Here is a 12,418-nt window from a genome sequence, read left to right as displayed (position 1 = left end):
ATGGTTACCGCCGGCGGCAAATTTCGGGTGCATTGCAGGCCTTAAGCGGCAAGCCCTTTCTTCTTCAGCATCGCCTCCGGGCTTGGCAGTTTGCCGCGGAATGCCTTGTATGCATCCTCCGGATCGACCGATCCACCCGAGGCGTAAATGTGGGTCTTGAGCTTAGATGCCATCTCCGGATCGAAGGGATTGCCGGTCTCCTCGAAGGCAGAGAAGGCATCGGCGTCGAGGACCTCCGACCACATGTAGGAATAGTAGCCGGCAGAATAGCCATCTCCGGCAAACACGTGCTGGAAATGCGGTGTGGCGTGGCGCATGACGATCGAAGCGGGCATGCCGATCTTCTCGAGCACCTCGGTTTGGACTGCAATCGGATCTTCGACCGCCCCGCCTGTGTGGAAGGCCATGTCGACCAGCGCCGACGAGGTGAACTCCACCGTGGTGAAGCCGGCATTGAAGGTGCGGGCCGCCAGCACCTTGTCGAGCAGGGCCTGCGGCATCGGCTCGCCGGTCTGGTAGTGGACCGCATAAGTCTTCAGGATCTCCGGCACCGTAAGCCAGTGTTCATAGAGCTGCGAGGGCAGCTCGACGAAGTCGCGCGATACGCCCGTGCCGGAGACAGAAGGATAGGTGACATCCGACAGCATGCCATGCGCGGCGTGGCCGAACTCGTGGAAAAGTGTGCGGGCATCGTCGAGCGAGAGAAGCGCCGGCTTGCCGGCCTCGGGCTTGGCGAAGTTGCAGACATTGTAGATGATCGGCAGCTCACCCACGCGGCCGTTCTTCAGCGGCAGCCGGTGCTGCGCCTGGAAGCTGCTCATCCAGGCGCCGGAGCGCTTCGATGAGCGGGCGAAATAGTCACCGAGGAAAAGCGCCACCAGCTTATCATTCCGGTCGCGGATCTCGAAGACGCGCACGTCAGGATGATAGCCAACCACATTGGTGAGCGGCACGGCGCGGATACCAAAGAGCCGGCCGGCGACGTCGAAGCAGGCCTCGATGATCTTTTCGAGCTGCAGATAGGGCTTCAGCTCGGTTTCGGAAAAATTGAACTTCTGGGCCCGGAGCTTTTCGGCATAGTGGCGCCAGTCCCACGGCGCTACCTCGTGGTTCTTTCCCTCGTCGGCAATCAAGGCGGCAAGCTCGGCCTCTTCGGCGCGCGCTTGAGAGACCGCCTTTTCCCAGACCTGCATCAGGAGACCGTTCACCGCTTCCGGTGTCTTCGCCATCGTGTTGTCGAGCTTGTAGGATGCATAGTCCTTGTAGCCGAGCAGAGCCGCCTTCTCCGCCCTGAGGGCCAGAGTTTCCTTGACGATCTCCCGGTTGTCGGTTGCGCCGCCCTTGATGCCGCGCGAGGTCCAGGCCTTGAAGGCGATCTCGCGCAAGTCGCGGCGCTCGGAGAACGTCAGGAAGGGCTCGATGATCGATCGCGACAGCGTCACCACGTGGGCGTGTCCGCCGCCATGGGCGGCAGCGGCAGACGCCATGGCATCGCGCAGGAAGGCGGGAATACCGGCGAGATCCTCTTCCCCGACAAGCGGCAGGGTCCACGACGATTCGTCGCCGAGGACATTCTGGCCGAAGCTGGCACCGAGGCTCGCCAGCCGTTCATTGATCGCCGCCAGCCGTTCTTGTTCGGCCTTCGGCAGCTTGGCACCCGCTTTCACGAAACCCTTCCAGTGGCGCTCCAGAACGCGCGTCTGTTCAACCGAAAGCCCAAGATCCGCCCGGCGCGTCCAGAGGTCGTCGATACGGCGGAACAGCGCCGCGTTCATGCCAATCTTGGAATAGTGGCGAGACATCTTCGGCGCGATCTCGCGCTCCAGAGCCTGAATCCCGGGATTGGTATGGGCACCGGCCCGATTCCAGAACAGGGCCGACACGCGAGAAAGCGCGTCACCTGCGATCTCCAGCGCAACAATCGTGTTTGCGAAAGTCGCCGGTTCGGGGTTGTCCGCGATCGCATCGATTTCTGCGTCATGCTCCTTCAGCGCCGCTTCAAAAGCCGGTGCATAGTCGTCGTCGCCGACCTTCTCGAATTGCGGCAGGCCAAACGGCCCCTGCCAATCGGTGACGGCGGGATTGAAAACAGACGACTGAACCATGTGAAAACCTCCTGAGGCATCGCACCGCAAACGGGCGAAGCAATGATTTTCCACCATGTTATCCCGGCAACACATGGGTGAGCACGCAAAAATCGGTGAACAAGGCGAGATTTTTCCACCAAGGGTTCAGCCGCTAATTGACGTAGTTTCGAATAAGAACATAGATCGATACATCCTATGAAAGGACGGTCACGGCCATGGAAATCTTCTCGATCCAACCGGTAGGCGCTTCCTCCCTTCGCGTCAAAGAAAGCAGCCCGCAATCGGATGTCCGCCTGCCTGAGCTTTCCTCGAAGGTAGCGAACTCCAGAGAAGCCGAGGTTTTCGAAGAGGCGCTGTCGGTCTTCGCCAGCATGACACCGCGTCGCTTGCGCGAGATTGCTTCGGAGAGCTTTCAACGACAAGAGATCGATGCCGACACCTATCGCGAACTCTCGACGGAGCTGCCTTTGCAGATCGTTGATCGCAACGGCAACATGATGGATCTGTCGACGCTGACCGACGATTCCCAATTCGACTACGCGGAATACTATCGCACGCAGCAGTCGCTTGCCGAGATGATCGGCGACATGGACATGGCGGGCTCCTATGCGAAGGTTCTCGATTTCTTTTCGAAATCGACCTGATCGCGCAGGAAGCGAGAATTGGCACTCGATCCCGGACCACATTCGCACTAAGTCATCAGCAGGAGGCGCCGCAGTGGCGCCTTTCTTCTTGATGCCGGACGATTTGTGATGACCCCACTGCGCATGAGCGAGCGTCGCACCACCTTTCTCGGTGCGTTCCTGACCACGCTCGGCCCCATCTCCATGGCAATCTATACGCCGGCGATGCCGGAGCTGGTGCGCGCTTTCGGCACGACCGATGCGGCAATCAAACTCAGCCTCTCGATGTTCTTCGCTGGCTTCGCCCTTGCGCAGCTGGTCGCAGGCCCCCTCGCCGATGCCCTCGGACGCAAGAAGGCGACCTTGATCTTTCTTGCAATCTATCTCGCCGGCTCACTGCTGGCGACGCTGGCCCCCAGCGTGGAGTTCATCCTCGCCGCCCGCCTTGTGCAAGGCATCGGCGCATCTGTGGGCGTTGTCGTCGGGCGCGCGATCGTTCGAGACCTCTACACCGGCGCGGATGCCTCCCGGATCCTCAATACCATCGGCATCTTCCTCGCGGTCGGCCCGGCCATGGGACCAACCCTCGGCGGATTGACGTTGGCGGCCTTCGGCTGGAATGCGGTTTTCCTGCTGATGGTGGGCTTCGGCGCCATGGCCGTGGGCTTCACGGTGCTGCTGCTGAAGGAAACGATCGTTCCCGATCTGGCTCGCCTTCGCCCCGCCCAGTTGCTGCGCAACTATCTGGAGGTCGCCGCCAATGCGCGCTTCCTCGCAGCATCCCTCGTCCTGAGTGGCACCATCGGCGCGCTCTATGCGCAGTCGACCATGTTGCCCTTCGTCCTGATCAACGAAGTCGGCCTGACCCCGACCGCATTTGGCCTGGGCATGCTGATGCAATCAGGCGCATACCTCACGGGATCACTCACCCTGAAGCTCGTTTCCCGCAGGATCTCAGGGCTGACGGCGTCGCGGATAGGCATAGCCCTCTGCGGCAGCGGCGCTGTCATCATGGCGCTCTCGGTCGCATTCGTGCCGCCCTTCTTCCTTTCCGTCATGGCGCCGGTGGCCATCTGCACCTTCGGTCTCGCTTTCCTGAGCCCTCATGTCGTGACGATGAGCATGGCTCCCTTCCCGCACATCGCGGGGTCGGCGTCTGCCCTGACGGGCTTTCTGCAGATGAGCGCGGGCTTTGCGGGCGGGGTTGCCGCCGCCTCGATCGGCGATCCCTTGACCGCCTTCGGCATCATCATCCCCTTCATGGAGCTGAGCGCTGTCGCCGGTTTCTTCTGGCTCCGCCACCTCGAACGCCAGGCATGAAAAAGCCCGCCTCCCCAGAGAGGAGACGGGCTATCCGAAATGCCGGAACTGGCTTACTTGCCGAGATTGCGCTTGGCGAGCGTGCGCAGACGCAGCGCGTTCAGCTTGATGAAACCGGCTGCATCCTTCTGGTCATAGGCGCCCTGGTCGTCTTCGAAGGTGACGAGCTGGTCGGAATAAAGCGACTTCGCCGATTCACGGCCGATGACCATGACATTGCCCTTGTAGAGCTTCAGCGTCACTTCGCCTTCAACATGCTCCTGGCTCTTGTCGATCAGCGCCTGCAGCATCTCGCGCTCCGGCGAGAACCAGAAGCCGTAGTAGATCAGCTCGGCGTAGCGCGGCATGATCTCATCCTTGAGGTGGGCAGCACCACGGTCGAGGGTGATCGACTCGATCGCGCGATGGGCGGAAAGCAGGATCGTGCCGCCGGGGGTCTCGTAGACGCCGCGCGACTTCATGCCGACGAAGCGGTTTTCCACGAGGTCGAGGCGACCGATGCCGTTGTCGCGGCCATAGGTGTTGAGTTCGGCCAAGAGCGTTGCCGGGCTCATGCGGACGCCGTTGATCGAGACGGCATCACCCTTTTCGAAGCCGACCTTGATCACGGTCGCCTTGTCCGGGGCGGCTTCCGGCGAAATCGTGCGCATATGCACGTATTCAGGTGCTTCGACCGAGGGATCCTCGAGAACCTTGCCCTCGGACGAGGAGTGCAAGAGGTTGGCGTCGACGGAGAACGGCGCCTCGCCCTTCTTGTCCTTGGCAACCGGGATCTGGTGCTGTTCGGCGAAATTCAGGAGGTCCGTGCGGCTCTTGAAGGCCCAGTCGCGCCAGGGCGCGATGATCTTGATGTCGGGGTTCAGCGCATAGGCCGAGAGTTCGAAGCGTACCTGGTCATTGCCCTTGCCGGTCGCACCGTGCGCGATCGCGTCGGCACCCGTCTTCTTGGCGATATCGATCAGGTGCTTGGAAATGAGCGGACGGGCAATCGAGGTGCCGAGCAGGTAGACACCTTCATAGACCGCATTGGCGCGGAACATCGGGAAGACGAAGTCGCGGACGAATTCCTCGCGCACGTCCTCGATGAAGATCTCCTTGATGCCGAGCATCTCGGCCTTCTTGCGGGCCGGTTCAAGCTCTTCACCTTGACCGAGGTCTGCAGTGAAGGTGACGACTTCAGCACCGAGTTCGGTCTGCAGCCATTTCAGGATGATCGAGGTGTCGAGACCGCCGGAATAGGCGAGGACGACTTTCTTCACGTCTTTGGGGAGTGCCATGTCGATGTTCCGTCTGGAAGGAGCGAGGCTCAAACCCCGCCTGGATCAAGAATGCGGCACTTTTAGCGAGATTCCGCTGGCGTGCAAGGGCGGGAGGCAACTGGGTCAGAGATGGCGACCGATATTCATGCGCTGGTGGAGGATGCGGATAATTTCAACAGTCTGCTTTCGCTGCGCGTAGATGATAAAGTGGGATCCGCAGGCGAGACTGAGATAGCCGCGCTTGGCGATAGCCAAGGGTCTGCCAGCCTTTCGTCCGGCCTCAAGATCTTCGAACGCCTCGATGATCGCCATGTAATAGCGGTCGGCCTGGTCTTTAGACCAACGCTCCCAAGAATATCGCCATATGCCTTCAAGATCCCTCCGCGCTTGCGGTGAAAGCCTGTAGGCAGCCATATCAGGCTCCGTATTTGCTGTGCATTTCGTCGAGAAACCGCCTTGGGTCAAACGGCTGCGGCTCACCAGAGGCCTCGCCCTCCTCGATGGCAGCCTGGATCGCGGCAAGACCATCGACCTCATCGCGCAACAGGGCGAGCGCGGCCTCGATGACCTCGGCTTCCGAGGCATACTCTCCGGCAGAAATCTTGGCTTCGATGAACTCCGCCAGTTCCCCGGAGACCGTGACGGTCGTAACCTTGTTCATGGGCAGCCTTGCCTCCATCGAGCGCTGTCACGTTGACGATGTCCCGGGAGGATACCATATCGCGACCAGCCACAACACTACAGGTTCTGAAGGAGTTCGCCCATGACGCCCCAGCATCCCGCACTCGTCAAAGGCCATGTCGCCGTCATCACCGGTGCTGCTTCGGGCATCGGCCTTGCCGCCGCGAAAGCCTTCGCGCAAATGGGTCTGTGCGTCGTTCTCGTCGATCTCGAGGGAGATCGGCTGGCGAGCGCGGCCGTTGAAGTGACAGCACTTGCATCGGGGGGCGAGGCCGATGTCGTCGCGATAGGCACAGATGTCTCGAAGCTGGACGAACTTGAAGCCTTGGAACGCGCCGTCATCCAGCGCTTCGGGCGTGTGCATGTGTTGATGAACAATGCCGGCATCCAACCGGGCAGCGCGCTGTTCGGGCCTCAGGCCAACTGGGAAAACGTGCTCGGCGTCAACCTGATGGGCGTGGTCAACGGCACCCGCACCTTTGGTCCGGGCATGGTCGCCCACAAGGATGCGGCTCTCATCATCAACACTGGCTCGAAGTAGGGTATCACGACGCCGCCGGGCGACCCCGCCTACAATGTCTCCAAGGCGGGCGTGAAGGCCTTCACCGAAGCGCTTCAGCACGAGTTGCGCAACATGCCGGACTGTAATGTCACGGCTCACCTTCTGATCCCCGGTTTCGTCTTCACGGGTCTGACGGCAAACGGTCGAACCGAGAAGCCGGCCGGCGCGTGGACACCGGAGGAAACCGTCGACTTCCTGCTGGAGAGCCTGGCACGTGGCGATTTCTACATCCTCTGCCCCGACAATGAAGTGACCCGTGCGCTCGACGAGAAGCGTATCGCCTGGGCTGCCGGCGACATCATCGAAAACCGCCCGCCGCTGTCGCGCTGGCATCCCGAATATGCCGACGCCTTCAAGACCTACCTGTCTGTTCCCAAGGGCTGATTGGCAAGATCGCTGATCGCCGCTAAGGATGAAGCGCCCGCAGGTCGCGGGCGCCTTGTCATGCGGTGACCCCAATGGATTTTATCCCGAGCCTTCCCGTCTTTCTCGCCTTCAGCCTGGCGCTCCTGCTGCTCGCCATTACGCCTGGTCCCGATATGACCCTCTGGATCAGTCGATCGCTGCGTGATGGTCGCGTGATCGGCCTGATGACGCTGGCCGGCACCAGTTTCGGGATCTCGATCCACACTCTGCTGGTCGCCTTCGGCATTTCGGCGCTTATCGTCGCGTCGCCGACGGCCTTCATGCTTCTGAAGACCGGGGGCGCGGCCTATCTGCTCTGGCTGGCGCTTCAGGCCGTCAGGCACGGCTCGAACTTTGTCATCAAGGCGGATGGTGATGCGGTTGTCTCGAAGAAGGGCGCCTTCCTGAACGGGCTCTGGGTCAATCTCTTGAACCCCAAGGTCATCATCTTCTTCATGACCTTCCTGCCGCAATTCGTCACCGCGACCGACCCTCATGTGACGGGCAAGCTGATCTTTCTGGGACTGTGGTCGATCATTCTGTCACTGCCGATCGGCGTCGGCATCGTCTATGGTGCGGATTTCATGTCGAGCTGGCTGCAGGCGAACCGCAAGGTTCTGCGCGGCATCGATTACACCTTTGCCGGCGTCTTCTCGATCTTCGCGGTGAAGATCTTCATGACGCAGGCCAAGTAAGGTCGAGGGCGGGACAGCGACCCCGCCCAACCCTCAATCGTCGTCTTCGCCGTGGTTGGCGATCATCATCGCTTCAAACGCCAGACGCTCGGTCTTGCGCATGCGCTCGGATTCCGACTTAAGCTGACCGCAGGCGGCGAGAATATCGCGGCCGCGCGGCGTGCGGATCGGCGAGGCATAGCCGGCCTGATTGATGAAGTCGGCGAATTTCTCGATCTGCGCCCAGTCGGAACACTGGTAGTTCGTGCCCGGCCACGGATTGAACGGGATCAGGTTGATCTTGGCCGGCACGCCCTTCAACAGCTGGATTAGGCCCTTGGCGTCGTCGAGGCTGTCGTTGACGTCCTTCAGCATCACATATTCGAAGGTGATGCGACGGGCGTTCGACAGGCCTGGATAGTTCCGGCAGGCCTCAACCAGCTCCTTCAGCGGATACTTCTTGTTGATCGGCACCAGCATATCGCGGAGTTCATCGCGTACGGCATGCAGCGAGATCGCCAGCATGACGCCGATCTCTTCGCCGGTCCGGTAGATCTCCGGCACAACGCCCGAAGTCGACAGCGTGACGCGACGCTTTGACAGCGACAGCCCGTCGCCATCAGTCGCGATCAGCAGCGCCTTCTTCACTTCTTCGAAATTGTAGAGCGGCTCGCCCATACCCATCATGACGACATTGGTGATCTTGCGATCACTCGACGGCATCATGGTGCCGACGGGAATTTCCCGGTCCGGGAAATCACCCAGGCGATCGCGCGCCAGGAGCAACTGCGCGAGAATTTCTTCGGCGGTCAGGTTGCGCACCAGCTTCTGGGTGCCGGTGTGACAGAAGGAACAGGTGAGCGTGCAGCCGACCTGGCTCGAGATGCACAGCGTGCCGCGACCTTCTTCCGGGATATAAACGCTTTCGACTTCGACCGGACGACCGGCGCCGCGCGGAGGAAAGCGCAGCAACCACTTGCGGGTACCGTCGTTGGAGACCTGCTCTTCGACGATCTCCGGGCGCGCGATGGTGAAATGCGTCTTCAGCATTTCACGCATGTCCTTGGAGACATTCGCCATATGATCGAAGTCGGAGATGCCGCGGACGTAGAGCCAGTTCCAGATCTGCGCCACGCGCATCTTGATCTGCTTCTCGGGCACACCCTTTTCCCGTAGAGCAACGCCCAAGGCTTCACGATCAAGGCCGATCAGGCTCGGCTTCTCGAGGGAAGCGGCCGGGCGAACCGGGGCCGCAGTCTGGCTACGCTCTGGAAGCGTCACGGTGACAGTCATCGTCTGGACCTCTGGACCATAGGGAGAAGAACGCTCGGATGGAGCGCCTACCGCCTGGCAGATATGGATTCATGGATCTTGCGAACAGGGCAAAGGACCGATCGCTTTCATTTGCAGCGGCCAATAGCAGCTTTTTTGTCTTCCGTCACCCCGACCCCATGAAGGGCGGTCATGCATAAATGAAGGAGGCCGGCGATGTTGCGCCGGCCTCCCCAAACCAAACAGGCAATGCAGACTCAGTTGCAGTTCTGAATCTTCTGCAGTGCGGCCGAGATACCCGAAAGCGAGTAGGTGTAGCTTGTGGCCGTGCCACGAGCCGAAGTCGCCTTGACGGTCATTGTGGAACCACCCCTCATGGCGGCAACGAGGGCCGGTTCTTCGGCGGCGTTTTCGACCCATGCCGAGCTGTCCTTGACGAACAGCACGAAGTTCTTGTTGTCGATCGTCACATTGACCTTGGAGTCGCCCTTCATCGGGTACCCCATCATGGCCTGCGGCTCATACGAGATGTTCTGACCCGGGCGCTGCGAGACGACAAAGAAGATGTCGCCATGATTGACACTCGCCGGCTCCTTTGCAGTCGGAACGGAGAGCACGTAGCACACGGTGCCGCCATTCGACTTGTAGGAGTAGGCACCCCAGGCCCTGAACTGCTCGATTCGCGTGGGCGATTGCGCGTTGGCGAGCCCGCTGCTCGCCAGGAGGATTGCCAGTGCGGTTACGCTACTTCTTACGAACATGTCTTCCTGCCGGTTGTTTCCATCCATCACCCGGCCATGCGACCGGGCGCTCATCGTCAAAACCTGTGTTCAGTTTGACTTAATTTACCTTACCAAACGATGAACGACGCACGCCTTGTTGTCACATTCGGTGTCGGCGTTCCGTCTGGCGCCCCGAAATCCGGCATAAAACGGTTTTGGGACCTCGGTCCTGCCGACGATGTAGAAGGAAAGAAAAAGGCAAGAGTTGGGCTGTCCGGAGACCAGAGCAGCCACAAAATCGTCTAGGCGGGCAACTCATGGTCAGCGAGGGCCGCATCGGCAGCATCATAGTGCCGGTCCTTGATGTGCCTGTTGATCAGGGCGATTGCCGTTGTCAGCACAGCGATGTCATCCGTGAAGCCGACAACGACAAGCATGTCAGGGATCATATCGATTGGCAGGACAAAGTATCCGAGTGCAGCCAGCAGGATTCCCCGGACACGAAAGGGCGTTTCGCGATCCGTCGCGCAATAATAAGCGGCCACAAGATCCCGCGAAAACGGTATCTGCCGGGCAGCCTTTTTGAAGGTCGGCCAGAAACGGCTACGAACCTTCGCCTCCTGTTTCTCCTGCGTCTTCTCATCGCCGGGAAGCAGGATCTCACCGATCTTCACGTCATCCATAGCCCATCGATCCTTTCGTTCGGACCCGATAAATCATATGTGAATGGCAGCCTGGAATTTCAATCACCGTCACCCGGTCCGGGAAGCCGCCAGATCCATGAGAACGGCGAGCTTGAAATCGAGTTCCGTCACACCGCCGGCAGAATGAGTGGTGAGGGTCACATCGACCTTTTTATAGACATTGAACCACTCCGGGTGATGATCGAGCTTCTCCGCTGCCAGCGCACATTCCGTCATGAAGCCGAAGGCCTGGCGGAAATCGCGAAAGACGAAGTGTTTTTCGATAGCGGCGCCATCACGCCCCAGCGTCCAGCCGTGCACCTCTCCCAAACGTGCCGCAATGGACGCCTCATCCAGTTTTTCGTATTTCATCCTGGAACCCCTCCTTCTGATCAACCGATGCCGGCACCATCCATTCTCTTCGTCTGCCTGGGCAACATCTGCCGGTCACCCCTGGCGGAAGGAATTTACCGCCACCTCACTGCAGGGACTAGCGAAAAGCCCGTGATCGCTTCGGCCGGAATTGGCAACTGGCATGTCGGCAATCCGCCGGATCGGCGGTCGATCAAGGTCGCGGCGGCAAATGGGATCGATATCTCCAGGCAGCGTGCCCGTCAGGTTGAGCCGCAGGACTTCGAAAGGTTCGATCTGGTGGTCGCCATGGACAGAAGCAATCTGGCCAGGCTGCAGGCGCTTCGACCGCAACACGCGACAGCTGGCCTGCACCTCTTCGCCGAGCTCGCATTCGGGACACAAGACGATGTGCCCGACCCCTATTACGGTGAAACCAAGGATTTCGAGAGGGTCTACAGCATGCTCTTTTCGGGCTGCAGCGCAGTCGTCTCGAAATTCGAGTAACCACCCGTCTCGTAAAGCGGGAAGACCTCCTCGGTGAGATAGGGACCGCCACCGACCGATTCACGCGACGACAGGAGCACGAAGCGCCCAACCCCGAATGGCATGGTGTGGAAGTTGCCGCGACCGCTCAGGTAGTGCACGACGTCATCGAGGCGCGAGGCCTTCAATCGGGCAAGCGTCACGTGCGGGGTGAACTTTCGCGGGTCCGGCGGCAAGCCGATACGCTGGCAGATCCGCTCGATCTCGCCTTGCAGCGCGAAGAGCTCCGGCGCCGGAGAAACACCCGCCCAGATCGAATGCGGCTTCTTCGAACCGAAGGAACCGATACCGTTCAAACTTAGGGAAAACTCGGGGCGCTCGATCCGATCGAGCCTGTCGACGACTTCGTCCGCCGTCCGGCCATCCACATCACCGATAAAGCGCAGCGTGATGTGGTAATTCTCCACATCGATCCAGCGAGCCCCGGGGAGACCACCGCGCAGCAATGAGAGGCTCATTGCGGCGCTGCGGGGAATTTCGAGGGCAGTGAACAATCTCGGCATGGAGCGCTCCCCGAATCTTTTGCAGGTGCTCACAGCGAATCATGCAATGACATCAAGCGCAAGCGATTAGTTCGTCTGCCCCTTGATGCCGGCCACCCAAGATTCAGCGAGGGGCAGCATGCGCTCGGCCATGAGCTTCAACCCCTCGGTATTGGGATGCATTCCATCGTCGAGCAGGAGGCTGCGTTCGGTGATCACGCCGTCGAGCACGAAAGGGTAGAGCGGCAGAGCATGTTTTTCGGCGAGGCGTGGATAGATCGCATTGAATCTCTTGCCGTAGTCATCACCCATATTCGGCGGCGCCAGCATTCCCACGAGCAGGATCGGAATGTTCCGCTCCTTGAGCCGGGTAATGATCTGCTCAAGGTTCTTCTCGGTCTGATCAGGCGGGATCCCCCGCAAGGCATCATTGGCTCCGAGCTCGAGAATGACGCCATCGGTTCCCTCGGGCACAGACCAGTCGACACGTGACAGGCCGCCTGAGGTGGTATCGCCGGATACGCCTGCATTGGTAATGACAACGTCGTGCCCCTTGGCTACCAGCTGACGCTGAAGCTGGGCCGGCAGCGCATCTTCCTGCGGCAGCTGATATCCGGCCATCAGGCTGTCACCGAGGCCGACAAGCTGCAAAGGCTCGGCCGCAGCAATCCGCGGACCGGCAATGACCGCCAGCAGGATCACGGCGAAATGAAGGAACTGAGCTTTAAAAGTCATGGGGCCTTTCCTAGAT

Annotated in this window: 14 protein-coding genes and 1 pseudogene; 5 read left to right on the top strand and 10 right to left on the bottom strand. The window is 60.3% G+C overall.

The window, feature by feature from the left end:
- Positions 1-41: 41 nt before the first annotated feature.
- Positions 42-2,105, bottom strand: coding sequence for a M3 family metallopeptidase (locus tag QWE_RS02200; protein ID WP_006724435.1), 2,064 nt, complete (start codon positions 2,103-2,105; stop codon positions 42-44).
- A gap of 197 nt (positions 2,106-2,302) precedes the next feature.
- Between QWE_RS02200 and QWE_RS02195 the strand changes: the two genes are divergently transcribed.
- Together QWE_RS02195 and QWE_RS02190 are read left to right on the top strand one after the other, a co-directional pair.
- Positions 2,303-2,731 carry a hypothetical protein gene (locus QWE_RS02195; RefSeq protein ID WP_006724434.1) on the top strand — a complete coding sequence of 143 codons (429 nt, stop codon included), beginning with the start codon at positions 2,303-2,305 and terminating at the stop codon, positions 2,729-2,731.
- 108 nt (positions 2,732-2,839) lie between these two features.
- A complete protein-coding gene (locus QWE_RS02190) occupies positions 2,840-4,030 on the top strand; it encodes a multidrug effflux MFS transporter (RefSeq protein WP_006724433.1) in 1,191 nt (396 codons plus the stop codon).
- A gap of 53 nt (positions 4,031-4,083) precedes the next feature.
- Here the strand turns inward: QWE_RS02190 and QWE_RS02185 are convergent, their stop codons facing one another.
- From QWE_RS02185 to QWE_RS02175, 3 genes are all read right to left on the bottom strand, one after another.
- Positions 4,084-5,307 (bottom strand): argininosuccinate synthase, encoded by a 1,224-nt coding sequence (locus QWE_RS02185; RefSeq protein ID WP_006724432.1) that lies wholly within the window; start codon positions 5,305-5,307, stop codon positions 4,084-4,086.
- 105 nt (positions 5,308-5,412) lie between these two features.
- Positions 5,413-5,703 carry a type II toxin-antitoxin system RelE/ParE family toxin gene (locus tag QWE_RS02180; protein WP_040299303.1) on the bottom strand — a complete coding sequence of 97 codons (291 nt, stop codon included), beginning with the start codon at positions 5,701-5,703 and terminating at the stop codon, positions 5,413-5,415.
- Position 5,704: 1 nt separating this feature from the next.
- On the bottom strand, positions 5,705-5,950 hold the full coding sequence (locus tag QWE_RS02175) for a type II toxin-antitoxin system ParD family antitoxin (RefSeq protein WP_006724430.1): 246 nt from the start codon (positions 5,948-5,950) through the stop codon (positions 5,705-5,707).
- 102 nt (positions 5,951-6,052) lie between these two features.
- Here QWE_RS02175 and QWE_RS02170 point away from each other — a divergent pair.
- Both QWE_RS02170 and QWE_RS02165 read left to right on the top strand, forming a co-directional pair.
- Positions 6,053-6,916, top strand: a pseudogene (locus QWE_RS02170) (SDR family NAD(P)-dependent oxidoreductase).
- Positions 6,917-6,990: 74 nt separating this feature from the next.
- Positions 6,991-7,632 (top strand): LysE family translocator, encoded by a 642-nt coding sequence (locus QWE_RS02165; protein WP_006724427.1) that lies wholly within the window; start codon positions 6,991-6,993, stop codon positions 7,630-7,632.
- Between the two features lie 33 nt (positions 7,633-7,665).
- Here QWE_RS02165 and rlmN read toward each other — a convergent pair whose 3' ends face one another.
- The 4 genes from rlmN to QWE_RS02145 all read right to left on the bottom strand — a co-directional run bounded on the left by rlmN (position 7,666) and on the right by QWE_RS02145 (position 10,660).
- Positions 7,666-8,904, bottom strand: coding sequence for a dual-specificity RNA methyltransferase RlmN (gene rlmN, locus QWE_RS02160; protein WP_006724426.1), 1,239 nt, complete (start codon positions 8,902-8,904; stop codon positions 7,666-7,668).
- Positions 8,905-9,140: 236 nt separating this feature from the next.
- Positions 9,141-9,644, bottom strand: a complete 504-nt coding sequence (locus tag QWE_RS02155; RefSeq protein WP_006724425.1) for an invasion associated locus B family protein — start codon at positions 9,642-9,644, stop codon at positions 9,141-9,143.
- A 263-nt stretch (positions 9,645-9,907) separates the two neighbouring features.
- Positions 9,908-10,288 carry a YkvA family protein gene (locus QWE_RS02150; protein ID WP_006724424.1) on the bottom strand — a complete coding sequence of 127 codons (381 nt, stop codon included), beginning with the start codon at positions 10,286-10,288 and terminating at the stop codon, positions 9,908-9,910.
- A gap of 69 nt (positions 10,289-10,357) precedes the next feature.
- A complete protein-coding gene (locus tag QWE_RS02145) occupies positions 10,358-10,660 on the bottom strand; it encodes a 4a-hydroxytetrahydrobiopterin dehydratase (protein WP_006724423.1) in 303 nt (100 codons plus the stop codon).
- Positions 10,661-10,687: 27 nt separating this feature from the next.
- On the opposite strand from QWE_RS02145, the gene QWE_RS02140 reads away from it, so the two are divergent.
- Positions 10,688-11,146 carry a low molecular weight protein-tyrosine-phosphatase gene (locus QWE_RS02140; RefSeq protein WP_040299302.1) on the top strand — a complete coding sequence of 153 codons (459 nt, stop codon included), beginning with the start codon at positions 10,688-10,690 and terminating at the stop codon, positions 11,144-11,146.
- On the opposite strand, the gene thpR is transcribed toward QWE_RS02140, so the two are convergent.
- Both thpR and QWE_RS02130 read right to left on the bottom strand, forming a co-directional pair.
- Positions 11,095-11,688 (bottom strand): RNA 2',3'-cyclic phosphodiesterase, encoded by a 594-nt coding sequence (gene thpR, locus QWE_RS02135; protein ID WP_006724421.1) that lies wholly within the window; start codon positions 11,686-11,688, stop codon positions 11,095-11,097. The two genes, QWE_RS02140 and thpR, sit on opposite strands and share 52 nt — an antisense overlap.
- Before the next feature lie 66 nt (positions 11,689-11,754).
- Positions 11,755-12,402, bottom strand: coding sequence for an arylesterase (locus tag QWE_RS02130; RefSeq protein WP_006724420.1), 648 nt, complete (start codon positions 12,400-12,402; stop codon positions 11,755-11,757).
- Positions 12,403-12,418: the final 16 nt, after the last annotated feature.

The organism is Agrobacterium albertimagni AOL15 (genome assembly GCF_000300855.1).
Lineage (GTDB): Bacteria > Pseudomonadota > Alphaproteobacteria > Rhizobiales > Rhizobiaceae > Allorhizobium > Allorhizobium albertimagni.
The sequence above is the reverse complement of the archived record's forward strand: the minus strand, read 5'-3'. Positions and strand labels throughout refer to the sequence as shown.

Bases quoted from the DNA above. Each gene is read 5' to 3' on its own strand.
- QWE_RS02195 (WP_006724434.1), top strand. From the start codon at position 2,303: ATGGAAATCTTCTCGATCCAACCGGTAGGCGCTTCCTCCCTTCGCGTC.
- QWE_RS02175 (WP_006724430.1), bottom strand. From the start codon at position 5,950: ATGAACAAGGTTACGACCGTCACGGTCTCCGGGGAACTGGCGGAGTTC.
- rlmN (WP_006724426.1), bottom strand. From the start codon at position 8,904: ATGACTGTCACCGTGACGCTTCCAGAGCGTAGCCAGACTGCGGCCCCG.
- QWE_RS02190 (WP_006724433.1), top strand. From the start codon at position 2,840: ATGACCCCACTGCGCATGAGCGAGCGTCGCACCACCTTTCTCGGTGCG.
- QWE_RS02130 (WP_006724420.1), bottom strand. From the start codon at position 12,402: ATGACTTTTAAAGCTCAGTTCCTTCATTTCGCCGTGATCCTGCTGGCG.
- QWE_RS02200 (WP_006724435.1), bottom strand. From the start codon at position 2,105: ATGGTTCAGTCGTCTGTTTTCAATCCCGCCGTCACCGATTGGCAGGGG.
- QWE_RS02150 (WP_006724424.1), bottom strand. From the start codon at position 10,288: ATGGATGACGTGAAGATCGGTGAGATCCTGCTTCCCGGCGATGAGAAG.
- QWE_RS02180 (WP_040299303.1), bottom strand. From the start codon at position 5,703: ATGGCTGCCTACAGGCTTTCACCGCAAGCGCGGAGGGATCTTGAAGGC.
- QWE_RS02145 (WP_006724423.1), bottom strand. From the start codon at position 10,660: ATGAAATACGAAAAACTGGATGAGGCGTCCATTGCGGCACGTTTGGGA.
- thpR (WP_006724421.1), bottom strand. From the start codon at position 11,688: ATGCCGAGATTGTTCACTGCCCTCGAAATTCCCCGCAGCGCCGCAATG.
- QWE_RS02155 (WP_006724425.1), bottom strand. From the start codon at position 9,644: ATGTTCGTAAGAAGTAGCGTAACCGCACTGGCAATCCTCCTGGCGAGC.
- QWE_RS02185 (WP_006724432.1), bottom strand. From the start codon at position 5,307: ATGGCACTCCCCAAAGACGTGAAGAAAGTCGTCCTCGCCTATTCCGGC.
- QWE_RS02165 (WP_006724427.1), top strand. From the start codon at position 6,991: ATGGATTTTATCCCGAGCCTTCCCGTCTTTCTCGCCTTCAGCCTGGCG.
- QWE_RS02140 (WP_040299302.1), top strand. From the start codon at position 10,688: ATGCCGGCACCATCCATTCTCTTCGTCTGCCTGGGCAACATCTGCCGG.